The sequence below is a fragment of the Paraburkholderia sp. GAS333 genome (assembly GCF_050435665.1).
GTDB lineage: Bacteria > Pseudomonadota > Gammaproteobacteria > Burkholderiales > Burkholderiaceae > Paraburkholderia > Paraburkholderia fungorum_A.
Genome location: NZ_JBNDKS010000001.1, coordinates 485645 through 509608, shown reverse-complemented (window position 1 = coordinate 509608; position 23964 = coordinate 485645). Strand labels below are relative to the sequence as shown.

Below are 23964 nucleotides of genomic sequence, written 5' to 3'. Positions count from 1 at the left end.
GGATACGCACACCTGTCAGTCAATCTGACTCAGGCGTTACGCTGTTCGAATTCCTTCATGTATTCGACAAGCGCTTTGACGCCTTCGAGCGGGACGGCGTTATAAATCGACGCCCGCATGCCGCCGACGGACTTGTGGCCCTTTAGCTGCACCATTCCCCGGGCTTTCGCGCCGGCCAGGAAATCATCGTTGCGCGACTCGTCCGCGAGGAAGAACGGTACGTTCATTCGCGAGCGCGAGCCACGCTCGACCTTGTTCAGATAGAAGCTGCTCGAATCGATCACGTCGTACAGCAGCTTCGACTTCTCGATATTCAACGCTTCCATCGCGGCAAGGCCGCCCTGCTTTTTCAACCACTTGAACACGAGCCCGGCGATGTAAATCGCATAGGTGGGCGGCGTGTTGTACATCGAATTATTCTCGGCGACGGTCTTCCATTCGAACGCCGACGGACAGATCGGCTGCGCGCGATCGAGCAGATCTTCGCGCACGATCACCACCGTCACGCCGGGCATGCCGATGTTTTTCTGCGCACCGCCGAACAGCACGCCATATTTGGCGATGTCCATGGGACGCGACAGGATGTGCGACGACGCATCTGCAACCAGCGGAATGTCGCCGAGGTCGGGAATCTCGAAGGTCTCGACGCCGTGAATGGTCTCGTTTGTGCACAGATGCACATAAGCCGGATCGTCCGACAGATTCCACTCCGCGCGCGTGGGCGCACGCGTGAAACCGTCCGCCGTCTGACCGCTCGCGGCCAGGTGCGCGGTGCCGTACTTCTGCGCTTCCTTGAACGACTTCTGCGACCACGAACCGGTAACGACGAAATCTGCACGCGGGTTGGCGCCGAGCAGATTCATCGGCACGATTGCGTTTTCGGCCAGGCCACCGCCTTGCAGGAACAGAATGCGGTGGCTCGCCGGCACGTCGAGCAACTCGCGCAGATTGGTCAGCGCTTCCTCGTGAATCGACATGAATTCTTTGCCGCGATGGCTCATTTCCATCACGCTCATGCCACTGCCCTGCCAATCGAGCATCTCGTCGGCCGCCTGACGCAGCACTTCTTCAGGCATGGCGGCCGGACCGGGAGAGAAATTAAAGACGCGCATCGTGAAGTCCTGGAAGCAGGCGCGAAACAAGAAAGATCGCGCAAAAGTCGGCGAAGGTGGCAACCGGGAAGGTCACCACGATGAAGCAGGCCATGTGAATCTGACGACGCGGGTTCGTGAGCGCGGCTATTCAGAAACGGATTTGCTGCAGCGTTTTTCCGTGTTTCCGCAAATTTCGCGTCGAAAAAGAAAATGGCCGTCTGCGCGTGTGCGCAAACAGCCATTATCGCATTGTCATCGCCAACCCGCCAAACCCGGCACACCGTACAACCTGCCTGGCACGCCCTTCAAATAGCGGTCTGCGCGATGTCAGCGCAGCCTTTCGACCTGGTGCTTACTTAGCCGGCTTGACCGCGGCGACTTCCTTGTCTGCCTGGTCACGCGTAGCCTTGATCGATTGCGGCATGTACTTTTGCATCAAGCCGTTCACGACGTCGCGGCCAACCTGGTCTTGAACCTGGATGAACTTGCGGCCGGTCGGGCTCTTGTAGAACGCCGTCAGATCCTTGATTTCCGACGTGCTGTAGTACTTCGCGTATGCGTCGTACTGAGCTTGCATCGCGTCTTGACGGAAACCGTCGGTTGCGAACACTTGACCTGCGCCGTCAACCAGCTTCGGCACGGCGTTCTTTTGCAGAGCCGGGACGGAAGCCTGCTTCTGCTTGTCCGTCATCGACTTGTTTTCGCTCAACGCGTCAGACAGGATGGCCGGAACCAGTTGCTTGGCTTGCATTTGCGCGCTGTTGCCGATTGCGCCAACCAGCTTCTGTGCGTCGATTGCGTCCAGCAGGTCCTTGATAGCAGCCTGCTTGGCCGGATCAACCGGTGCTGCAGCAGCAGCCGGAGCCGCCGGAGCCGGGCTTTGCAGAGCTTGAGCCATAGCGAAGGTCGGCACGAGGGCAGCCAGCAACATCAGCTGTTTGAATCGTTTTTGCATCATTACTCCCTGAGAGAAATTAACTTGAACTGCGCGCTGCGCAGGAGATGCGCGGGACCTATGCAGATCCGGCGCGCCAATGTTCCTGCGCAGCTTAGCTTTCAACCATTAACTGAGACTGAAACTGCCGACGCGATCAGGCTGCGCCACCGTCTTCACCGCCGCTACCGCCTTCGGCAGGACCTTCGGCGTCGCCTTCCACATCACCCTCTGCTTCCGCCTCAGCAACCTGTTGCAGACCGGAAAGCTTGGTCCCTTCGTCAAGGCTGATGAGTGTAACACCTTGGGTTGCACGGCCCATTTCCCGAATTTCCGACACACGCGTACGGATCAGCACGCCGGTATTGGTGATCAGCATGATCTGCGCTTCCTGATCGACCAGCGTGGCGGCGACGACCTTGCCGTTGCGCTCCGAGGTCTGGATGGCGATCATGCCCTTCGTACCGCGCCCGTGACGGGTGTACTCGATGATCGGCGTACGCTTGCCAAACCCGTTTTCGGTAGCCGTGAGCACCGACTGCTGCTCGTCGCCGGCCACCAGCAACGCGATCACGCTCTGCCCGTCTTCGAGCTGCATGCCACGCACACCGCGTGCCTCACGGCCCATCGGACGCACGTCGTTCTCGTCGAAGCGAACCGCCTTGCCCGAATCCGAGAACAGCATGACGTCGTGCTGACCGTCGGTGATCGCTGCGCCGATCAGGTAATCGCCGTCATCCAGACCGACCGCAATAATACCTTTGCGCAACACGCGGCCAAAGGCTTCTAGCGGCGTCTTTTTTACCGTTCCTAACGCGGTGCCCATGAAGACGAATTTGTCGGCCGAAAACTCCTTGACCGGCAAGACAACCGTAATCTTTTCGCCTTCCTGCAACGGGAAGATATTGATGATCGGACGGCCCCGCGAGTTCCGCGAACCTTGCGGAACTTCATAGACCTTCACGCTGTACACGCGACCGCGATTCGAGAAGCACAGAATGTGATCGTGCGTGTTCGCGATGAACAGCGTGTCGATCCAGTCGTCTTCCTTCATTGCCGTGGCCTGCTTGCCGCGCCCACCGCGCTTCTGCGCGCTGTATTCGGACAACGGCTGCGACTTCACGTAACCCGCGTGCGACATGGTCACGACCATTTCCTGCGGCGTGATCAGGTCTTCGGTATTCAGTTCGGTAGCGTTCAGCTCGATCTTCGAGCGGCGCGCGTCGCCGAATTCGGCTTTGATCGACGTGAGTTCGTCGACGATGATGGCCGTGATGCGTTCCGGGCGAGCCAGAATGTCCAGCAGGTCGGCGATCTGCGCCATCACTTCGCGGTACTCGCCGATGATCTTGTCCTGCTCCAGACCGGTCAGGCGTTGCAGACGCATCTGCAGAATTTCCTGAGCCTGGGTGTCGGACAAACGGTAGAGACCGTCGGTCTGCATACCGAACGACGGGTTCAGACCGTCAGGACGATAGGCTTCGCGACCGCCGGCCGACGCGTTATCCGTCTCGGCGCGCGACAACATTTCGCGCACCAGCGACGAATCCCACGGACGCGCCATCAATTCCTGCTTGGCGATAGGCGGAGTCGGCGCGGCCTTGATGATCGCGATGAACTCGTCGATATTGGCGAGCGCGACAGCCAGGCCTTCCAGTACGTGACCACGTTCGCGCGCCTTACGCAGTTCATATACTGTGCGGCGGGTCAAAACTTCCCGGCGATGCGACAGGAAGCACGCCAGCATTTCCTTCAGGTTCAGCAGCTTCGGCTGGCCGTCGACCAGCGCGACCATGTTCATGCCGAAGGTGTCCTGAAGTTGGGTCGCCTTATACAGATTGTTGAGAACGACTTCCGGCACTTCGCCGCGCTTCAGCTCGATCACGACGCGCATACCGCTCTTGTCGGACTCGTCGCGGATGTCGGAAATGCCCTCGAGCTTCTTCTCGTTGACCAGTTCGGCGATGCGTTCCAGCAGCGAACGCTTGTTCACCTGGTACGGCAGTTCGTCGACGATGATCGACATGCGCTGACCGCGGTCGATTTCCTCGAAGTGCGTGAGGGCCCGCATCACCACGCGGCCACGGCCGGTGCGATAGCCGTCGCGCACGCCGGCCACGCCGTAGATGATGCCGGCGGTCGGGAAATCGGGCGCCGGAATGATCTCGATCAGTTCGTCGATCGTGGCTTCGGGGTTCTTCAGCAGGTGCTGGCACGCGTCGACAACCTCGTTGAGGTTGTGCGGCGGTATGTTGGTGGCCATGCCGACCGCAATACCGGACGAGCCATTGATCAGCAGATTGGGAATACGCGCGGGCAGAATGGCCGGCTCGTTTTCGCTGCCGTCGTAGTTCGGCGTGAAGTCGACCGTTTCCTTGTCGATGTCGGCGAGCAGTTCGTGGCCGATCTTCGCCATGCGGATTTCGGTGTACCGCATCGCGGCGGCATTGTCGCCGTCGACCGAACCGAAGTTGCCCTGGCCGTCCACCAGCATGTAGCGCAGCGAGAAGTTCTGCGCCATGCGGACGATGGTGTCGTAAACAGCCGTGTCGCCGTGCGGGTGATATTTACCGATGACGTCGCCGACAATACGCGCCGACTTCTTGTAAGCACGGTTCCAGTCGTTGTTCAGTTCGTGCATCGCGTATAGCACGCGCCGGTGAACCGGCTTCAGGCCATCGCGAACATCGGGAAGCGCACGCCCCACGATCACGCTCATCGCGTAATCGAGATACGAACGGCGCATTTCCTCCTCTAGGGAGATTGGCAGAGTCTCTTTGGCGAATTGATCCATTATCCGTATCTTTTACGTGCCAAGACGCGGGATTAACCGCGCCTTCGCGTAAGCATTGCAGGCGCAATACATCACGCGATTCTAACATGCCGCGAATCCGCTCCCGCCGAGGGTACGTATACCTATTAGCAGGGCAGTCACGACAGCCGCCTGGACTCACCATTTTTTACACCTTTCAGGCGCGATTCGTGCGTGGGGCAATCCGCCGCTCAGCCAAGACTGGCGGCGCCTCCGGCGCGATTGCTTCTGTTGCGCATGCACCACATTTGAAGGGTGAATTGATCGGGGGCGGATTTTTTTATCGTCGGAAGGGAACGATATGGCAAAATGCCAACGCACAAAGAGTTAGACGCTGCTCGAAGTCTACACACGACGTTTTTTGTTCTGCACCAATGTTATACTTCGAGCAATGTATGACTTGTCTTCGTCAACAGGCTCGCAGTAAACCTGCGGTAATCTCAATTTCGAGAGGAGAAATATGAATAAACTTTCAAAGCTCGCGTTCATTGCAGCTACCGCGGTTATGGCTGCATCCGCCATGGCACAGTCGGTGCCGGCGTCGCGACAAGCTACGAACGATAACTGGGTGAATGGTACCGGCGAATACGTGTGGATGAACGGCACGAACGAACTTTGCTGGCGCGATGCATTCTGGACCCCGGCAACTGCCAACGCAAAGTGCGATGGCGCGCTGGTTGCTCAGGCTCCGACCCCGCCGGCTCCGGTCGCACCTGCTGCACCGGCTATCTCCAGCGAAAAGATTACGTATCAAGCTGACACGCTGTTCGACTTCGACAAGGCAATCCTGAAGCCGGCTGGCAAGGAAAAGCTGGACGAACTGGCATCGAAGATTGGCGGCCTGAACCTGGAAGTCGTCGTCGCAACGGGTTACACGGACCGTATCGGTTCGGCAGCCTACAACGACCGTCTGTCGCTGCGTCGTGCACAAGCTGTGAAGGCATACCTGGTTAGCAAGGGCATCGAATCCAACCGTATCTATACGGAAGGTAAGGGCAAGCGCAACCCGGTCACGACTGGTTGCAACCAGAAGAACAAGAAGGCACTCATCGCCTGCCTCGCACCGGATCGTCGCGTGGAAGTCGAAGTGGTCGGTACCGCAAAGCAGTAAGCTTTCAAGTACCGCAGCCTCAAAAGCCCCGCCTTGGCGGGGCTTTTTTTATGCTTGCGCGCTAACGCTGAGCGACGGGTGACACAAACTTCCGGCTAGTACACGTATCAACCCGCCCGCACCTGATGGACCCGGCCCGCATTTTTGCCGCCCTGGCCCTTGCCCTATATACTCAGGGTTTATCCTCGAGCGCCCGCTCACCGCTCTCATCGAGGCAGCTTCCGCCATGACCAACGCCGATCCCCACGAACTACAGAAATTCAGCGACCTCGCGCATCGCTGGTGGGACCCGAATGCCGAATTCAAACCGTTGCACGAACTCAATCCCATTCGCCTGAACTGGATCGATACCCACGCGCACATTGCAGGCAAAAAGGTGCTGGATATCGGTTGCGGCGGCGGCATCCTGTCCGAGTCGATGGCTGGTTTGGGTGCTCATGTAAAAGGAATTGACCTGTCGACCCAAGCTTTGGGAGTGGCAGACCTTCACAGCCTTGAAAGTGGTGTAACCGTCAATTACGAAGAAATCGCTGCCGAGGCGCTCGCCGCCCGCGAACCCGGCACGTACGACGTGGTTACCTGCATGGAAATGCTCGAGCACGTACCCGAACCCGCCGCGATTGTCGAAGCGTGCAAGACGCTGGTGAAGCCCGGTGGCTGGGTGTTCTTCTCGACGTTGAACCGCAACGTGAAGTCGTACCTGTTCGCCGTGATCGGCGCGGAATACATTGCGCGGATGCTGCCCAAGGGCACGCACGACTACGCGCGCTTCATCCGCCCGTCGGAGTTGGCGAGCTTCGTGCGGGCCGCCGACCTGCGCACGGCCGAAATCAAAGGTATCGTGTACAACCCGCTCAGCAAGCACTTCACGCTGTCCGCCGACACGAGCGTGAACTACATGCTCGCCTGCCGCCGCGACGCCTGATCCGCCCCGACCCGCCTGACCCGACCAGACAATGAGCGATCCCACTCCCCTGCCCCAGCGCGAAGACACCGACAACGCCCTTGGCCTTTGCCAAGCCGTGCTTTTCGACCTCGACGGCACGTTAGCCGACACCGCGCCCGATCTCGCGGCCGCCGTCAACAAGATGCGCCATGACCGCGGACTCGACATGGTGCCGCTGGAAAACCTGCGTCCACTGGCATCGGCTGGCGCGCGTGGCCTGATCGGCGCGGCATTCGGAATCGGCCCCGACGATCACGAGTTCGCGTCGATGCGCGAGGAGTTCCTCGCCAATTACGAAGCGGATTTGTGCATCGAGACGACGCTGTTCCCCGGCATCCCCGAATTGCTCGACGATCTCGACGCGCGCGGCGTGCGCTGGGGCATCGTCACAAACAAGGTTTCGCGGCTTACCGAGCCGCTGGTGGCGCAACTCGGCCTTGAAGAGCGCGCGGGTTGCGTGGTGAGCGGCGACACGACTCCGCACTCGAAGCCGCACCCGGCGCCGCTGCTGCACGCGGCGCGCGAACTTGACGTGATACCGGAGCGCATTGTCTATGTCGGCGATGACCTGCGCGACGTGCAGGCCGGGTTCGCCGCGGGCATGAAAACCATTGCGGCAGCGTACGGTTACTGTGGCGACGACATCCCGCCAACCCAGTGGCATGCACAGCATGTCGTCGATTCGCCGGTCGAATTGCTGAAGTTGCTGCGCGATATCGGTTGAAGGAAATGCGGCGCCGCGTCTCGACAGGTCAATGAGTCGGGACGCGCCCGTCAATCTATTGTAAAATCTTCTTTGGTTCAGAAATTTTGAGCAACGAACCGCGGGGGCGACCTGGTTTCGACAGGGGTTGCGAAGCGGCTAGGGCATGTCGAGGCCCCGTAACCTCGTAAATCAGCGGGAAAAACGTAACTGCAAACGACGAAACGTTCGCACTGGCAGCCTAAGGGCCGCCGTCCTCTGCCTAGTTCACTGACGGGCTAGAGTCGCAAGACCGGTAGCAATACCGACAGAGGTCATATACGTCAGTTAAGCCTTGGTGGCGTCACGACATCCGGGTCGAAAAATTAGTGAATCGCCTTAGTGCAGCGTGTTCGTCCGCGTCACTTGGGTTAAATCAAATGACAGAACTAAACATGTAGAACTAGTCGTAGAGTGCTTCTGGACGCGGGTTCGATTCCCGCCGCCTCCACCAGACATCGCACAGCACTGTGCTTTATAAAAAACCCCGATAGCTCACGCTCTCGGGGTTTTTTGTTTTGCATCTAGCGTCCAGCCAGCACGCAGTCGAGCCGCCTCACCTTACCGCCGCGCGCTCGCATCAGCAGCAACTCCCCCCGCCCCCACCAGCAACTCGTTCACCCGCGCGACCTCATTGAGATCCAGCGTCGCCGTTGCCGCCTTTAGCTGCAGCAGCGCGACAATCGCCGTGTAACGCGCCCGAATCAGATCCCGCCGATTCGAGTAAAGCGACTCAGATGCCCGCAACACGTCCGCGCTCGTCCGGCTGCCCACCTTGTAGCCCGTCTGCGTCGCGGCGAGCGTGGCGCGCGAGGTCTGCACGAGCCGCGTCAGCGACTCCACACGCGCGAGACTGTCGCGGAAACGCGCCCAGTTCTCACGCGCCGTCGCGCCCGCCACCCGGGTTGCGCCCAGCAGTTCGTCCTGCGCCTTGTCTTCGAGCGCGAGCGTTTCGTCGATGATCGCGTCCGTTTCGCCGCCCTCAAAAATCGGAATCGTCACCGACAACATCGCGCTCGACGTCGTAGTCGGACGGGAATAGCCAGCGCCCGCGCCCGCCGGCGTGTGGCTCGCCGTCACGCTGACGACCGGAAGATGCCTGGCCCGAGCCTTCTCGACCTCAAACGCAGCAATGCGTTTGTCGATCTGCTTCAACTGCACCACATAGTCATGAGCCTCAGCTTGAGCGACCCAGCTTTCCCGGTTCTCGGGGCTGATTCGCGGCATCGTTGCGGCATCCGACAAACGCGACAGCGCCACAAACGGCTGCCCCGTGATGTGTTCGAGCGAAAGCCGCCTCAACTCGAGGTCGCTACGAGCGTCCAGTTGCTGCAACTGAGCCTGTTCGCGCGCCGCCTCGGCCTCCTGCAGATCGATCACGGTCGCCTCGCCCGCCGACTGCCTGCGATGAAGCTGGTCCAGATGCAACTCGAGCGCCGCTGTGTAGTCGTTGGCGCGCGCCTGCTCGTCTTCGGCGGCGAGTTCGTCGAAGTACGCGCGCACCGCTTGCAGAATCGCCGACTGCTCGGCACGCGCGGCCTCGACGGCACCGCGTGCGCCGACGAAGTCCGCCTGCCGGTATGTCGTCCAGAGACTCCAGTCAAACACGGGCTGCGTCAACGAGACGGTCCAGCCGTTTTGCCAGTAGCTTTCGCCGGGGAAACCTTCCGTCTTGATGTTGTTGTACGCGCGCCCCCAGCCGCCCTCGATTCGTGGCAACAACGCCGCGCGCGCCTTCGGCAGCGCCTGCCGTGCGGCCTTTGAGCCGGCCCTGGAGGCAGCCAGATCGGCGTCGTGGTCGGCGGCCTGCTCGGCGACAGTGAGCAGGTCGACGGCAGCCGCGGCGCTCATCTGCATCGCGCAGGCCGACGCAAGCAGCAAGCCGGCAAGTGTGTGTTTATTCATTGAAAGACGCCTCCGCGCGAGCCTCGCAGACTAGTTCGCCATCCACGAGGCGGTAACGCGTGTCGAACGCCGCCGCGAGCGCCATGTCGTGCGTAATTACGACGACAGTCCGTTCGAGACGCTGTAGCAACGCAACGATGTGGCGCACCGAAACGGGATCGAGATTTGAAGTAGGTTCATCGAGCAACAACAACTCACGCGGCTGATACAGCGCACGCGCGAGCAGCAGTCGCTGCCGTTGCCCGGCGGAAATATTCGCGATCGTGTCGCTGATGATCGTGCGCGTGCGCATCGGCAAACGCATCACGTCGGGCAACAGGCCGACGTCGTCGAGCAATGCGTGAATGCGCGCTTCGTCCGGGTTGCCGGCGAACAGCGACACGTTGTCGGCGATCGAGCCATGCAGGATCAGATCGCCCTGCCGCATATGAACAGCGTGACGGCGGATTTCGTCGACGGTGAGATTCGGCCACGCGATGCCGTTCAGCGCGATCTCGCCTTCCTGGATCGGCTCGGCGGCCGCAAGCAGTTTGAACAACGTGGACTTGCCGCTACCGGACGAGCCGGTAATCACGATCTTGTCGCCCTTGCTGATGACAAGATTCGCATTGCTGAGCACGGGCTGATCCGACACGCCATAGCGAAACGTGACGTTGCGCACGTCGATGCGCTCGAATTGCCGCACCTCGACGGTCTTGTGCGTATCGCTGGCTGGCGTGTACCGCTCGGGCTCACCGTCGACGATATCGCTCACGCGCGCGACCGGCACGCTCAGCATGAAATACTGGAACCCTGCATTGATCGATCGTGCAAAGCGCTCCGACAGCAACGACTTGTAGATCAAAAACGAATAGAACACGCCGACCGAGATCCCGCCGCCGAGCATGAGACGCGCGGCAAACCAGGTGACCACGATCGTGTCCGCGTAATTGACCAGCCCCAGGATCGCGTCGCGCGCGCTGCCGAGCCGGCTGTTATGCACGAGCGCCGCAACGTACGCGCGGTACTTCGACATGAAGATCGCGGTACGGCGGGTTTCGCCTTGGGACAGCTTGATCAGCGAAGCACCGCGGATCGTTTCGATCAGCGCGTCGTCGCAGCGCGCGGACTCTTCGAGCACGAGCGCGTGCGTGTCGCGCATCCGCGAAAACAGTGCGAACGACACGGCCACGTACAGCACGAAAATCAGCAGCGCGATCGCAGTCAGTTGCCGGCTTTGCACGAGCATCAGCGCGAGCGCGAGCAGGCCGACCGCGAGGTCGATACCGAGCATGATCACCGTGCGCGTGCCGTATGAACTGATCTCGTCCTGCGCTTTCACGCGCGCAAACAGATCGCCCACATGACGCTTCTCGAAGTACGGAATCGGATTGCGCAGCAGTTTGGTCAACAGCCCCTCGGCCATGTTCATCTGCACGAGGCCATGCAACAGTTCGACGAGGTACGTTTCAATGTACTGGCTCAGCGCCCCGACGATGAAAATGCCCGAGAACGTCAGCACGAGCACGTTCAGCAGATTCAGGTTGTCTGCGGATACGACGTCGTCGAGCACCAGATTGCCGAGGTACGGCATGGCGAGAATGGCGAACTGGCTGCCGAGCGCGACGAAGATCACCTTGCCGATTTGCGCGCGCAACTGCGGATTCAGCGCGCGCAGGCGGACAAACGCGGCCGGCACGCGTGACTTGTCGCGGATGCGCGGCATCTCCGGCGTGGGCGCGCATTCGAGCAGGTAGCCGGACACGTTCGCCACGAACGTGTCCATCGAGATGCGCCGACGGCCGGTGGCCGGGTCGATCACCTGCACGTAACCACGCGAGCATTTCTCGAACACCACAAAATGCGCGCCGCCAAAGTGCAGGATCGAACCGCGCTTGATGTCCGACAGATGACCCGCATCGAAGCGGTAAGCCTGCACCGACAGACCGTGTTCGACCGCGACGTCGTACAGGTCCATCAGCGACAAACCGTTGGCCGAGACCGGCTGGAATGCCTGCAACTCGCGCACTTCGGTGGCGCGCCCAAAATGCGTCAGCACCATGGCCAGACAGGCGTAGCCGCATTCGGCCACTTCGTTTTGATAGATAGCACGCATGGTCAGCCTCGCAGCACGCGGTATAGCGGCGCGAGCACCCATTCGGCGATGGTGCGTCGCTCGATCACGATGCTCGCCGTCGCGGCCATGCCGGGCAGGATGTCGAAGTGTTGCCGCTCGAAAGTGAATTTGTCGCCGCTCAGCGTGGCCCACGCCATGTAGTCGCCGTCTGAGCTACGCGGCTCCGACGCGCCTGCCGGCGACATCGCCGATTGCACGGTGGTGCGCGAAATCGAATCGATTCGAGCCTCATAGCTGCCGAATTTCCCATAGGGGAACGCGTCGAACTTGAGCCGCACGATCTGACCTTCGCGGACAAACCCGCGCCGCCGCGACGGAATGCGCAACGCCGCGCGCAGCACGCCCTTCTCGCCGGTGGAAATAACGAGGGCGACGTCTTGCGGCGCGAGCGTGCGGCCCTGAACCAGCGCGGAATAAGTCACGATGCCGCCTTTCGGCGCGGAGATGGTCGCGTCCTGGCGAGTCTGTTCGAAGCGCATGCGAATGTCCTGCAACTCGCGGGCGTGGCGCGCGTCCAGTTCGTTGAGCTGCGCGCCCAGGCCGGTTTGCGTGCCGATCGCTGCGCCGAGATCCGCGCTGAGCTGTTGACGCCGCGCGGCGGTTTGCGCGAGCGCGACTTTCGCCTGATGGGTGTCGGCACTCGCCTGTTCGATGCGGTCGGCGGTGACGTAGTCGGAGACCGACTCCAGCCGCTCGAGCTTGCGCGCTGCTTCGTCGGATAACTGGCGGCTTTGCGAAAGCTGCTCGTCGAGCGCGCCAATTTCCGCGCGCCGGCTTTGCAACGCAAGCCGTGCCGCATCCCGTTGCGCGGCGAGGTCCGCTTTACGCTGGCTGTATTGCGCTTCGCTCGTACGAAGCTGCTCGTCCCGGTCGTGTTCGTCGAAAGCTCGGCGTTGCAGACCGTTGCTCGCCAGCGAGAGATCGCGCTCGAGACGGAACAGCGGCGCCCCTTGCGCGACGCGCGACGCGCGGTTCACATAGATGTCCGACACGAGTCCCGTCAGTCCTTGAATCTTGATTTCGGCCGGCGACACAATTTCCGCGCGCACGTCCTGCTTCAATTCGACTTCGTGAAAAAAAGCGAACACGATGGCGACGGCCACGATCGACGATGTCCCGTACGCGATCCAGCGCCACGAGACATCCCTGAATTGGGGAAGATTGATTGGTTCCATAGCGTCGTTGCTGCCGGGTGCCAGCCAGCACGGTGTTGGGTCTACTCGGGACCCGCATGCTGGACGGCTGTTTTGCCGGGCGAATTGATGGCTAGCGCGTTGGCGAGAACGAGTACATCGACGGATGTCCGGCGACGAGCCAGTCCGAATAGTTGTCGGCCACTGCTGCCTCGATACATCGGGCGAGTTGCTGCGGCGCGCCCGGCTCGGCTAGAGAAAACGGTTCGAACATTTCTGCGCTGAAGCGGCCGTTTCTGAAACGCAGATAGAACGGCAGCAGAACCGCGTTGAATGACGTGCCCAGGCGAAACACGCCGTTGTGAATACGCGCGTCGCGTCCGAATATCGACACGCCCACTGTTTCCATCGGAAAACGGTACAACGTGAACGGCGGCACGTCGGCAAACAGCACCGCGACGCCATTGCGCCTCAACGTGCGGGCCATACGCAAGCCGAGTCCGTTGCGGTCGTCGTCGCCATAGGTGTAGAGCACGGTGACGCCGGGGATGAGCGACGCGTCGTCGCCGTACATGTCGCGCGGCACGCCGGATACCACCGCAATCGACTCAAGGCCCAGTGCGGCCCGCAGATCGTCGACAACGTAGATGTTCGCGTATTGCGACACGTAATGAAAAGGCGACACGATGACGGGACGGCCGGGATGCTCAGCCTGAAATTGCCGGATTCTTTTTGCCAGCGCGGCAGACACGTTCTGGAGATCAGGCCAGTTCTCACGACCGCGGGACAGCCGCCCGTAATAAATCCGCTGGTCGATCAGAGCCTCACGTAAACTGCCGGATGCGACACGGCTAGTGTTGAGCGACGCCAATCCCAGCACCTCGCGGCCGATCTCGCAACGCGCGAGGCCGTTCCAGCGCGCGTTTGCGCTAAAGAGGCTGCGAATTTTCCAGACGACAGCGGCAAATGGTTCTATTGCCGAAGACGGCATACGAGCGATCAGTTCGCCCCTGATCTTGTGCGCTACATACACAATACTGCTGCGCAGTGAACTCAGCATGGCTGACGCGGAGGCCCACGACCCCATGTTTCACTCCAACTTAATATGCATGCCGGGAAGTCCCCGGGGAGGTTCTTCCCGGCACGCTGACAATTACGCCTTGACCAAAACGGTCACCTTCACCGGCGTTGCAGCGACCGTCGCCGTCTTGTTAGCCGTCTTGCAGCAGCCACCAGCGATTGCCGACTTAGCCAGTTCGTTGCGATTGATCTTTTGCATTTTATTACCTTTGTTGAATAACGTGATTAATAGCCACTCGGTAAAAATCTTTACGCTGTGAGCGAACGGATCATAGCATTTCGAATAATCTAAAAATCGGTCTTTGCGTAATTTTACAGTTCTATCTTATATAATAAATACGCCCTCATGGTTTCGTCATAGTGCGTGGTTATTTACTATATTTTTCAAAACCTACGGCTTTTAAAGCCCTTACAGGCATAGCTTAAGCAGAATTTTTCGCTTACATCACCTTTCAACCATTTCGATATGGGAAATTACTCAAATCAACACGATCTATAATCCCATCACAAAAATATCAAATAGAATCTTCCGAAATGAGAACGGAAAATTCACAAAATCAATTAATAAAATCCACGAGACGCCAAGGAAATATAAATAACGTCAAAACCAGAAAATCACACACCAACTTAACCCGTTGCCGGCACCATATCGAAATCATCCCGTGGTTCGGAATATTCCACCTTCGCCGCCCGTTTATTCGTCGCATGCAGCCCGCGAGTCCCTCGCCCGCTACCTATACTCAGATCACACGTTGCCACCCCAGGAGACTGCATCATGCGCAAGAGGACCCTTTTCGCCGCGTCAGCCGTGGCGCTCGTGCTGGCCGTTCTACAACAAAGCGCGTTCGCCGAAGCCCCGAAAGTGAACAACGGCCGCTTCGTCAATGCGGACGGCATGACCCTCTATACGTTCGACAAGGACGTCACGCCCGGCGTCAGCGCGTGCACCGGCGGCTGCATGAGCAACTGGCCGGCGGCCACGGCGACCTCGGGCGACAAGCCGTCCGGCGACTGGTCGCTGCTTCCGCGTGCCGACGGCGCGCAGCAATGGGCGTACAAGGGCCATCCGCTGTATCGCTACGCAGCGGACAAGCAGGCCGGAGATGCAAAGGGAGACGGCTTCAAGGACGTCTGGCATATCGCCAAACCCTGAGCGTGAGCCGACAGAACGTCGACCGCGAAACGGCAGCGGCACAAGACACAGCGGCCGCAAAAACAACAACGCCGGCAACTTGCCGGCGTTGTTGTTTGAGAAAACTGAGAAAACTTATTCGTCTTTAGGACACTGCAGGTTACAGCCGTTCGGATCGCCGTTATCGCCGCGCTTGCGCATGGCCGATTTCTTATCCGACTGATACTTGTCTGAAGGCGCCGACGCGGCAAACGGCATCTGCGGATGTTCGGCGAGACGGAACTGGTCGTTCAGGATGCCGCCCGGCACGCCGGGCGAATTCTGTGCAAAACCAACCGAAGCGGTGCCGAGAAGCACACCAGCCGTCGCAACGGCGGCACAAGCGTGTAGAAGAACTTTCATATCGTTTCGCGCTGTGGGCGCGCGGTTAAGGCGGGAACGGAAGCGTAAAGAGTATCCGAAACCGGCGTCCCGCGCAGCGATGCAGGCAGTTTTATGTTTACAACCTCTTACGCCGACGCCTCGCCGAGACCGGTTTCAACATCCACGAGCCGGCCGCAATCCTGCGGGTCGTAGCCCTCGAGCAGCGCGACATTGCCGCGAAATGCATTGCTGCGCAGCAAGCCGATCACCGTCGACAACGGCGCGCGCTCCAGGTTCGCGCGGTCGCACGCGAAGTAATAGTCCTCGTCGACGATCGGCATGAACTCCAGCCCGAAATGATACGCGGCGGGTTCCACGCCGAAACCCACGTCCGCCATGCCGCTCGCGACGAACGCCGCAATCGCCGAGTGCGTGAGTTCGGTCGACGCGTAACCGTTGACCCGATCCGGGTCGACGCCGACCTGACGCAGCGCGAGATCGAGCAGCATTCGCGTGCCGGAGCCCGGCTGACGATTGACGAAGCGAATGTCGTCGCGCGCGAGGTCGCTCAGCCCGCCGATCCGCTTCGGATTGTTCTTGCCGAGGAAGAGCCCCTGCTTGCGTCGCGTGAGATGCACGAGCACGTGACGCTGCGGATCGAGCCAGCGCCGGTAAGTGTCGGCGCACGCGGCGCGGAATTCGCCGAGCGGCAGATGAAAGCCCGCCAGATCGCATTCGCCGCGAGCCAGCGCGCTCACGGCGTCGGCGCTGTCGCGGTATTTGATGTCGACCGGCAGATCGTTCGCGACCAGCGCCGTGACCAGCGCGGCCACCGCATAACCATGCGACGCGTGGATGCGCACGTCGTCGGCGGGAGGCGCTAGCCAGCGATTCAGGTCGCTCGCTACTTCGCTCGCCAGCGCCTGCATGTTGGCATCGAGCCGCTCGCCGCACAGACGCTGGGCGCGCAGCACGGCCTGCCCGAGTTCGGAGAGCACCGAACCGCGCCCGCGCTCCTTCGCGATCAGCGGGCCGCCCAGCCGTTCTTCGATGCTGCGCAGCAAACCCCATGCATGCCGGTAGGACAAACCCTTAAGCTGCGCCGCCTGCGCGATGCTGCCGGACTCGTCCACTAACGCGAGTAACGGCACCACGTCCGACAGGCTGGCCTCGCGGCCATCTACGCCCTTCACCACCAGTTGAACCTGACACTCGATCCGTACCATATATGTGCAATCCGTTCCTATTGCATCGGCGGATTACCCCGCCTATCTTTCAGCAATAGCTGATCAAACAACAGAAGCATAAGTGCACGCATTATGAATAACAAGTGCATATATGACTTTGGAGGAGCCCCCCTTTGGACGATTTCCACGCCATCGCGCCGGATCAGGTCGTGCAGCGTCACGCGCAGCCAGGTGTGTCCCTGCTGACGGTGTTGCACGCGATTCAGGACGAACTCGGCTATGTGCCGCCCGCCACCGTTGCGCCACTCGCGCGTGCGATGAACCTGTCGCGCGCGGAAGTGCACGGCGTCATCACCTACTACCACCACTTCCGTACCGAACCCGCCGCGCCCGTCACCGTGCAGTTGTGCCGCGCGGAAGCATGCCGCAGCATGGGCACCGAAGCGCTTGCCCAGCATATCGAGGCGCACACCGGTTGCCGCTTCGACGCTGAACATCGGCAGGGAGCGACGGTGGAACTGGAATCGGTGTATTGCCTCGGCCAATGCGCGCTGTCGCCCGCGTTGACGATCAACGGCACGTTGCACGCCCGGGTGTCGCCGGAGAAATTCGATGCGATCTTCGCCGCCGCCAGCAAGTGCGCGGAGGTGACGGCATGACGCGCATCTACGTTCCCCGTGATTCGGCGGCGCTGGCGCTGGGTGCCGACGCGCTGGCGCAGGCCATCGAAGCGGAAGCCGCGCGGCGCGGCGTCGATATCGAACTGGTTCGCAACGGTTCGCGCGGACTGATGTGGCTCGAACCGCTCGTCGAAGTAGCGACCGCCGAAGGCCGCATCGGCTACGCCAATGTCGAAACAAGCGATGTGACCGCGTTGTTCGACGCAGGTTTCACGACCGGCGGCGAGCATCCGCGTTGCGTCGGCGTGGTCGACGAGATTGCGTATCTGAAGAAGCAGCAGCGGCTGACGTTCGCTCGCATCGGCATCACCGACCCTCTTTCCATCGACGACTACGTCGCCCATGGCGGCCTCGAAGGCCTGCGCCGCGCGCTGCAAACCGACGGCGACGCCGCCTGCGAGGCGCTGATCGAATCGGGCTTGCGCGGACGCGGCGGCGCGGCCTTCCCCGCCGGCATCAAATGGCGCACGGTGCGAGGCGCGCAAGCTGCGCAGAAGTACATCGTCTGCAATGCGGACGAAGGCGATTCCGGCACCTTCTCCGATCGCCTCGTGATGGAAAGCGATCCGTACATGCTGATCGAAGGGATGCTGATCGCGGGCGTCGTGACCGGCGCGACGGTCGGCTACATCTACGTGCGCAGCGAGTATCCGCATTCGATCGCCACGCTCGAGGCCGCGATCGACAATGCACGCGCCGCCGGCTGGCTCGGCGACAGCGTGCTCGGATCGGACGCACACCGCTTCGAACTGTTCGTCGCGAAAGGCGCGGGCGCGTACGTATGCGGCGAGGAAACGGCGCTGCTCGAATCGCTCGAAGGCAAGCGCGGCATCGTCCGCGCGAAGCCGCCGGTGCCCGCGCTCGTCGGCCTGCACGGACAACCGACCGTGATCAACAACGTCATCACGCTCGCCACCGTACCGATCATCTTCGCGCGCGGCGCGGCGTTCTACAAAGACTTCGGCATGGGACGCTCGCGCGGCACGCTGCCGTTCCAGCTCGCAGGCAACGTGAAGCAAGGCGGTCTCGTGGAACTCGCGTTCGGCGTGACCTTGCGCGAATTGCTCGACGACTTCGGCGGCGGCACGGCAAGCGGCCGGCCAGCGCGCGCAGTGCAGGTGGGCGGTCCGCTCGGCACGTACCTGCCGGAAAGCCAGTGGGATATTCCGATGGACTACGAGGCCTACGCAGCAGTCGGCGCGGTGATCGGCCACGGCGGGCTGGTCGTGCACGACGACACGTCGAATCTCGCGGAACTCGCGCAATACGCGATGCACTTCTGCGCGCTCGAATCGTGCGGCAAGTGCACGCCGTGCCGGATCGGCTCGACACGCGGCGTCGAAGTGATCGCGCGGATTCGCAACGGCGACACGTCCACGCGACAGGTGCAGTTGCTGCGCGATCTGTGCGACACGATGGTGTCCGGCTCGCTGTGCGCGATGGGCGGCATGACGCCGTTCCCGGTGCTGTCCGCGCTCGATCATTTCCCCGAAGACTTTGGTCTCGCCGATGCCGGCGCGAATGCGAACGCGTCCAACCGCGTCGATCATCACGCGCCCAAAGCGGCCTGACCAGGAGACCACCATGTCCGACGCGATCAACTCATCAACTGGCAATGGCGCTGGCGGCTGCGGCTCAGGCAATTGCGCGTGCAAATCACAGGCAATGACGCAACAGCGCGCGCCGCGTTCTTTCTTCGACGACACCGACTACGGCACGCCCGCACGCCACGCCGACCTCGACGTCACGCTTGAAATCGACGGTCAGTCCGTCACCGTTGCGGCAGGCACCTCGGTCATGCGCGCGGCGGTCGAAGCGGGCGTAAACGTGCCCAAACTCTGCGCGACCGATTCGCTCGAACCGTTCGGCTCGTGCCGTCTGTGTCTGGTCGAAATCGAAGGCAAGCGCGGCTATCCGGCTTCGTGCACGACGCCGGTCGAAGCGGGCATGAAAGTCCGCACACAAACGGACCGGCTGCAATCGCTGCGCCGTAACGTGATGGAGCTGTACATCTCCGACCATCCGCTCGACTGCCTCACCTGCCCCGCCAACGGCGACTGCGAATTGCAGGACATGGCAGGCGTCACCGGTCTGCGCGAAGTGCGCTACGGTTTCGACGGCGCGAATCATCTGAAGGACAAAAAGGACGAGTCGAATCCGTACTTCACGTACGACCCGTCGAAATGCATCGTCTGCAATCGCTGCGTGCGCGCGTGCGAGGAAACGCAGGGCACCTTCGCGCTGACCATCGCCGGACGCGGTTTCGAATCGCGCGTGGCGGCCAGCGAAAACCAGCCGTTCATGGAATCGGAATGCGTGTCGTGCGGCGCGTGCGTCGCCGCGTGCCCGACCGCGACCTTGCAGGAGAAGTCGGTCATCAAGCTCGGTCAGGCCGAGCATTCGGTGGTGACGACTTGCGCGTATTGCGGCGTCGGCTGCTCGTTCAAGGCGGAGATGAAAGGCAACCAGGTCGTGCGGATGGTGCCGCATAAAAACGGCCAGGCCAACGAAGGCCACGCGTGCGTGAAAGGCCGCTTTGCATGGGGCTACGCGACGCACAAGGACCGCATCACGAAGCCGATGATCCGCGCGAAGATCACCGACCCGTGGCGCGAAGTCAGTTGGGAAGAAGCGCTCACTTATGCGGCCTCCGAGTTCCGCAGAATCCAGGCGAAGCACGGCCGCGATTCGATCGGCGGCATTACGTCGTCGCGTTGCACGAATGAAGAAACGTATCTCGTGCAGAAGCTCGTGCGCGCCGCGTTCGGCAACAACAACGTCGACACCTGTGCGCGCGTATGCCATTCGCCGACCGGCTACGGCCTGAAGGCCACGCTCGGCGAATCGGCGGGCACGCAGACCTTCGCTTCGGTCGACAAAGCCGACGTCATCATGGTGATCGGCGCGAATCCGACCGATGGCCATCCGGTGTTCGGCTCGCGTCTGAAGCGCCGCGTGCGTGACGGCGCGAAGCTGATCGTCGTCGATCCGCGCAGAATCGATATCGTCGATACGCCTCATGTGAAGGCGTCGCATCATCTGCAATTGCGTCCCGGCACCAATGTCGCGATCGTCAATGCGCTCGCGCACGTGATCGTCACCGAAGGGCTGCTGAACGAAGCGTTCATCGCCGGGCGCTGCGAGACACGCGCGTTCGAGCAATGGCGCGATTTCGTCGCACTGCCCGAAAATGCGCCGGAATCCACCGAACCGCTGACCGGCGTTCCCGCCCAGCACGTGCGCGAAGCCGCCCGCATTTACGCGACCGGTGGCAATGCGGCGATCTACTACGGCCTCGGCGTCACCGAACACGCGCAAGGCTCGACCATGGTGATGGGCATCGCGAACCTCGCGATGGCGACCGGCAACATCGGCCGCGAAGGGGTCGGCGTGAATCCGTTGCGCGGTCAGAACAACGTGCAGGGTTCGTGCGACATGGGCTCGTTCCCGCACGAATTGCCCGGCTACCGGCATATCAGCGATACGGTCACGCGCACGCTGTTCGAAGAAGCGTGGAATGTCACGCTGCAGCCGGAACCCGGCCTGCGTATTCCGAACATGTTCGACGCCGCCGTGCATGGCTCCTTCAAGGGTCTCTATTGCCAGGGCGAAGACATCGTTCAGTCGGACCCGAATACGCATCATGTGTCGGCGGCGTTGTCGTCGATGGAATGCATCGTCGTGCAGGATATTTTCCTGAACGAGACCGCCAAGTACGCGCACGTTCTGCTGCCCGGTTCGTCGTTCCTCGAAAAGGACGGCACGTTCACCAACGCGGAGCGCCGCATTTCGCGCGTACGCAAAGTGATGCCGCCAGTGCCCGGTTACGCCGACTGGGAAGTCACCGTCATGCTCTCGCGAGCACTCGGCTATGAGATGGATTACACGCATCCGTCGCAGATCATGGACGAGATCGCGCGTCTCACGCCGACCTTCCACGGCGTGTCGTATCGCAGGCTGGACGAACTCGGCAGCATCCAATGGCCGTGCAACGAGAACGCGCCGGACGGCACGCCGACCATGCACATCGACACCTTCGTACGCGGCAAGGGCAAGTTCGTGATTACGAAGTTCATCGCGACGCCGGAAAAGGTCACGCGTAAATTCCCGCTGCTGCTGACCACCGGCCGCATCCTGTCGCAATACAACGTGGGGGCGCAAACGCGCCGGACCGAGAACTCTCGCTGGCACGACGAGGACCGGCTGGAACTGCATCCGCACGATGCCGAGGAGCGCGGCATCAAGACGGACGATTGGGTCGGCATCGAATCGCGCGCGGGACAAACCGTGCTGCGCGCGAAAGTGACTGAGCGGATGCAGCCGGGCGTGGTCTATACGACGTTCCACTTCCCCGAATCGGGCGCGAACGTGATCACCACCGACAGCTCCGACTGGGCGACCAATTGCCCCGAATACAAGGTGACCGCGGTGCAGGTGATGCCGGTCGAACAGCCGTCGCAATGGCAGAAAGACTATTCGCGCTTCAACAGCGAGCAGCTCGATCTGCTGAAGCAGCGCGAGTTGACCAACGCCGGTTCGGGCAAGTGAGATAGCGCATGGACAATCAGAATCTGATCGACATGGCGAACCGGATCGGCGATTTCTTCGATTCGATGCCGGATCGCGACGAAGCGCTGGCGGGCGTGGCCGATCACATCCGCCGCTTCTGGGAGCCGCGCATGCGGCGAGCGTTGCTGACGTCGCTGGATCAACCGGACGGGAACGACGTGGCGATGTCGGCGTTCGTCAGGGAAGCGCTGGTCAAACATCGGGACCAGTTGATGCCCGCCGCGCCCTCGCCGGCCTGAACAGCCGCACAGCACGCGTCAGGCGGCTTCTTTAAAGCGCCGCCTGCTCCGGTATCTCGCCGCCCACCGCGAACCACGCCTCGACATGCCGCAACAAGCCGTGCAGATCGGAACCGGTGCGCCCGCGCGCGCTGATATAGCCGTCCGGGCGCACGAGATAGAACGACGGCCGCGTGCGTCCGTACGACTCCGACAGCGCAGGCCCGCCATCGCCGGTCGTATCGGTGATGCGCCAGATCCGCACCGCGCCCGGCAACAATCGCTCGACTTCGGCGGTGAGCCGCTCCAGTTCCGGGTCCGATGGAGGCGCATGTTTGGCGGCTGGATCCAGTGGCGTGTCGTCTACCGGCAACGGTGGCACCAGCAGAAACAGCGAGAAAAACGCCGGATCGTGCAGATCGAAAATGCACCCGACACCCGGCGCGCGTCCGAGCGGGCCGTCGACCACATGCACCAGCGCATCCGGCGCGCGTTCGCCCGCGCGCGGGCCGCCGTCGAGCACCCGTTCGAGCGTCAGCGGACTGCGCCGGTACTGAATCGACAACTCGCTGATCGTCGCACGCGCCGCGTCCCGCAGTGGCCCTAGCGCGGCGAGCACCGGCATCACGCGCTCGCGCAGCAGCTTCAGCGGACCGTGATCGGCCTCGGCCATCTGCGTGATGAAACCGGTTTGCCGCAGCACGTCGCGCTCGATCGGATGCCGCTCCATGTGATACGTGTCGAGCAGCCGGTCCGGCGCCGCGCCGTTCAGCACGCGCGCGAGCTTCCAGCCGAGATTGAACGCTTCCTGAATGCCGGTGTTCATCCCTTGCGCGCCGGCCGGGCTGTGCACATGCGCGGCATCGCCGGCGAGGAAAATGCGGCCGACCCGCAGCTTGTCGACCATCCGGCTATTCAGATGAAAATACGACGACCACGCGAGGTCCGATACATCGACCCGCTCCCGCACGCGCCGGGCGATCAACGCCTTGCATTGTTCGAGCGACGGCGGCGGCACCTGATCGAGCGGCGGCTCGCCGAGCACAGCAGGCGTCGGCGGCGCGGCCACGGCGGCGGGTTCGGTCGCCTGATCCGCGATCAGACGATGCCGGCCGTGCCCCATCGGAAACAGCGCCACCAGACCTTCGCCCGACGCGAAGATATGGAATTCGTCTTCGGGCCAGTCGGTTTCGGCGTGCAGATCGGCGAGCAGGAAAGTCTGCTCGAACGTCTTACCCTCGAAGCTCAAGCCCAGCCGGTGGCGAATCGAGCTATGCGCGCCGTCGGCGGCGATCATGTAGGACGGGCGCACGGTCTCGGTATGGCCGTCCGCGCGACGCAGCGTCGCCTGAATGCTCGCCGCGCCCTGCGAGAACATGGTCAGTTCGACGCCCCGCTCGATTGTCACGCCGTACGTGGCGAGATGCTCGGTGAGCAGACGCTCGGTCACCGACTGATCGAGAAACAGCAGATACGGATAGCGCGTGTGCAGCGGATCGAAGTCGAGTTGCGCGAGCCGCATGCCGTTCGAAAACAGATTGGCGATACGCGCGCGATGACCGAGTTCGAGAAACGGTTCGATCAGCCGGTGCTGTTCGAGCAGTTCGAGCGTCCGCGCCTGGATGCCGATGGCGCGCGAATACGGGTTCGGTTGCGGCGCCTTGTCGATCAGGCGAACGGGGATGTGGGCGCGCGCGAGGCTCATCGCAGCGGCAAGTCCGGTTGGACCGGCCCCGACGATCAGCACTGGCGACGCATCGGTTGCAGCAGCGTCCATGCGGAACTCCGGCAGACAACAGTGCGCTCTAGTGTACGCCGCTGAATTTGGGGTCAAAGGTGCGCTGCATCATTGGCGCGGTTTTGCGGCCGCCAGCGCCCTCTCCCGCCAGGCCGATTTCGGGCGCACTCCGCCGAGTGTGGGAAAATGCGGCCTCTGCCTCAC

The 23964-nt window shown here is 61.7% G+C and carries 20 protein-coding genes and 1 other RNA gene; 10 read left to right on the top strand and 11 right to left on the bottom strand.

Features of this window, described 5'->3' with window-relative positions:
- Positions 1-29: 29 nt before the first annotated feature.
- Positions 30-1112: a 3-phosphoserine/phosphohydroxythreonine transaminase gene (gene serC, locus ABH945_RS02330; RefSeq protein ID WP_429249598.1), complete on the bottom strand. Its 1083-nt coding sequence runs from the start codon at positions 1110-1112 to the stop codon at positions 30-32.
- Between serC and ABH945_RS02325 the strand changes: the two genes are divergently transcribed.
- Positions 1075-1407, top strand: a complete 333-nt coding sequence (locus ABH945_RS02325; RefSeq protein WP_429249597.1) for a hypothetical protein — start codon at positions 1075-1077, stop codon at positions 1405-1407. The genes serC and ABH945_RS02325 overlap by 38 nt on opposite strands.
- A gap of 39 nt (positions 1408-1446) precedes the next feature.
- Here ABH945_RS02325 and ABH945_RS02320 read toward each other — a convergent pair whose 3' ends face one another.
- Together ABH945_RS02320 and gyrA are read right to left on the bottom strand one after the other, a co-directional pair.
- Complete coding sequence (locus ABH945_RS02320) at positions 1447-2049, bottom strand: DUF2059 domain-containing protein (protein WP_074765108.1); 603 nt, start codon at positions 2047-2049, stop codon at positions 1447-1449.
- A gap of 136 nt (positions 2050-2185) precedes the next feature.
- A complete protein-coding gene (gyrA, locus tag ABH945_RS02315) occupies positions 2186-4822 on the bottom strand; it encodes a DNA gyrase subunit A (protein WP_074765109.1) in 2637 nt (878 codons plus the stop codon).
- A 478-nt stretch (positions 4823-5300) separates the two neighbouring features.
- On the opposite strand from gyrA, the gene ompA reads away from it, so the two are divergent.
- The 4 genes from ompA (at position 5301) to ssrA (ending at position 8093) form a co-directional block, all read left to right on the top strand.
- Positions 5301-5951, top strand: a complete 651-nt coding sequence (ompA, locus tag ABH945_RS02310) for an outer membrane protein OmpA (RefSeq protein WP_074765111.1) — start codon at positions 5301-5303, stop codon at positions 5949-5951.
- A gap of 226 nt (positions 5952-6177) precedes the next feature.
- Positions 6178-6876, top strand: coding sequence for a bifunctional 2-polyprenyl-6-hydroxyphenol methylase/3-demethylubiquinol 3-O-methyltransferase UbiG (gene ubiG / locus ABH945_RS02305; protein WP_429249596.1), 699 nt, complete (start codon positions 6178-6180; stop codon positions 6874-6876).
- Between the two features lie 31 nt (positions 6877-6907).
- Entirely contained in the window at positions 6908-7621 is a 714-nt protein-coding gene (gene gph / locus ABH945_RS02300; protein ID WP_429249595.1) for a phosphoglycolate phosphatase, read from the top strand.
- A gap of 102 nt (positions 7622-7723) precedes the next feature.
- Positions 7724-8093, top strand: a transfer-messenger RNA (tmRNA) gene (gene ssrA, locus ABH945_RS02295).
- A 107-nt stretch (positions 8094-8200) separates the two neighbouring features.
- Here the strand turns inward: ssrA and ABH945_RS02290 are convergent.
- From ABH945_RS02290 to ABH945_RS02270, 5 genes are all read right to left on the bottom strand, one after another.
- Positions 8201-9544: a TolC family outer membrane protein gene (locus tag ABH945_RS02290; protein WP_429249594.1), complete on the bottom strand. Its 1344-nt coding sequence runs from the start codon at positions 9542-9544 to the stop codon at positions 8201-8203.
- The gene (locus ABH945_RS02285; RefSeq protein ID WP_429249593.1) at positions 9537-11639 is read right to left on the bottom strand and encodes a peptidase domain-containing ABC transporter; all 2103 of its coding nucleotides are present in this window, start codon (positions 11637-11639) and stop codon (positions 9537-9539) included. Before ABH945_RS02285 ends, ABH945_RS02290 begins: the two co-directional genes overlap by 8 nt.
- Before the next feature lie 2 nt (positions 11640-11641).
- Positions 11642-12835: an HlyD family secretion protein gene (locus ABH945_RS02280; RefSeq protein ID WP_429249592.1), complete on the bottom strand. Its 1194-nt coding sequence runs from the start codon at positions 12833-12835 to the stop codon at positions 11642-11644.
- A gap of 91 nt (positions 12836-12926) precedes the next feature.
- On the bottom strand, positions 12927-13853 hold the full coding sequence (locus ABH945_RS02275; protein ID WP_429249591.1) for a hypothetical protein: 927 nt from the start codon (positions 13851-13853) through the stop codon (positions 12927-12929).
- Positions 13854-13946: 93 nt separating this feature from the next.
- On the bottom strand, positions 13947-14072 hold the full coding sequence (locus ABH945_RS02270) for a hypothetical protein (RefSeq protein ID WP_290439521.1): 126 nt from the start codon (positions 14070-14072) through the stop codon (positions 13947-13949).
- Positions 14073-14648: 576 nt separating this feature from the next.
- On the opposite strand from ABH945_RS02270, the gene ABH945_RS02265 reads away from it, so the two are divergent.
- Positions 14649-15026, top strand: a complete 378-nt coding sequence (locus tag ABH945_RS02265) for a COG4315 family predicted lipoprotein (RefSeq protein WP_429249590.1) — start codon at positions 14649-14651, stop codon at positions 15024-15026.
- A gap of 114 nt (positions 15027-15140) precedes the next feature.
- On the opposite strand, the gene ABH945_RS02260 is transcribed toward ABH945_RS02265, so the two are convergent.
- Together ABH945_RS02260 and ABH945_RS02255 are read right to left on the bottom strand one after the other, a co-directional pair.
- Positions 15141-15407, bottom strand: a complete 267-nt coding sequence (locus ABH945_RS02260) for a hypothetical protein (RefSeq protein WP_074765127.1) — start codon at positions 15405-15407, stop codon at positions 15141-15143.
- A gap of 107 nt (positions 15408-15514) precedes the next feature.
- Positions 15515-16594: a substrate-binding domain-containing protein gene (locus ABH945_RS02255; RefSeq protein ID WP_429249589.1), complete on the bottom strand. Its 1080-nt coding sequence runs from the start codon at positions 16592-16594 to the stop codon at positions 15515-15517.
- Between the two features lie 134 nt (positions 16595-16728).
- Here ABH945_RS02255 and ABH945_RS02250 point away from each other — a divergent pair, with 134 nt between their 5' ends.
- From ABH945_RS02250 to ABH945_RS02235, 4 genes are read left to right on the top strand one after another with little or no spacing between them, the layout of a single operon-like run.
- Positions 16729-17214 (top strand): NAD(P)H-dependent oxidoreductase subunit E, encoded by a 486-nt coding sequence (locus ABH945_RS02250; RefSeq protein ID WP_074765131.1) that lies wholly within the window; start codon positions 16729-16731, stop codon positions 17212-17214.
- On the top strand, positions 17211-18806 hold the full coding sequence (locus ABH945_RS02245; RefSeq protein ID WP_429249588.1) for a formate dehydrogenase beta subunit: 1596 nt from the start codon (positions 17211-17213) through the stop codon (positions 18804-18806). The genes ABH945_RS02250 and ABH945_RS02245 overlap by 4 nt, the downstream gene beginning before the upstream one ends.
- Before the next feature lie 13 nt (positions 18807-18819).
- The gene (gene fdhF / locus ABH945_RS02240; protein ID WP_429249587.1) at positions 18820-21783 is read left to right on the top strand and encodes a formate dehydrogenase subunit alpha; all 2964 of its coding nucleotides are present in this window, start codon (positions 18820-18822) and stop codon (positions 21781-21783) included.
- A gap of 8 nt (positions 21784-21791) precedes the next feature.
- The gene (locus tag ABH945_RS02235) at positions 21792-22043 is read left to right on the top strand and encodes a formate dehydrogenase subunit delta (RefSeq protein ID WP_074765137.1); all 252 of its coding nucleotides are present in this window, start codon (positions 21792-21794) and stop codon (positions 22041-22043) included.
- 31 nt (positions 22044-22074) lie between these two features.
- Here the strand turns inward: ABH945_RS02235 and ABH945_RS02230 are convergent, their stop codons facing one another.
- Complete coding sequence (locus ABH945_RS02230; protein ID WP_074765139.1) at positions 22075-23799, bottom strand: FAD-dependent monooxygenase; 1725 nt, start codon at positions 23797-23799, stop codon at positions 22075-22077.
- Positions 23800-23964: the final 165 nt, after the last annotated feature.